Annotated in this window: 1 pseudogene; it reads right to left on the reverse strand. The window is 41.7% G+C overall.

From position 1 onward, the window contains the following. Positions 1–295 (reverse strand): annotated as a pseudogene (locus AAEZ03_RS26750) (glyoxalase III HchA); the annotation flags it as partial.

Genomic DNA, 295 nt, shown 5'->3' on the forward strand with positions numbered 1-295 from the left:
CCCAAATCCTCTAATTTTTCACCGAAATACCAAGGCATAGGTCCCGGCAGATAACCAATTTTTGGCATTTGCTTATCCATTATAGTTGGGAACGCAACCATTTCGTAACCTTTAAAGATAAAGTCTTTGTTAGCGTTATCGACTTGGTTTGAGCTATCAGGACTTTCTAAATTAGCTGCTAGTAGAGCAGCTGGTCCATGACAGATGGCTAAGGTAAATAAATCCTTTTCGTGACCCCAACGTAACAGTTCACCAAGATTATAATCTTCAGGTAAGCCTAGCATCGCGCCGTGAC

It is taken from the genome of Pseudomonas sp. HY2-MNA-CIBAN-0224 (genome assembly GCF_040310285.1).
Taxonomy (GTDB): Bacteria; Pseudomonadota; Gammaproteobacteria; order Pseudomonadales; family Pseudomonadaceae; genus Aquipseudomonas; species Aquipseudomonas helleri.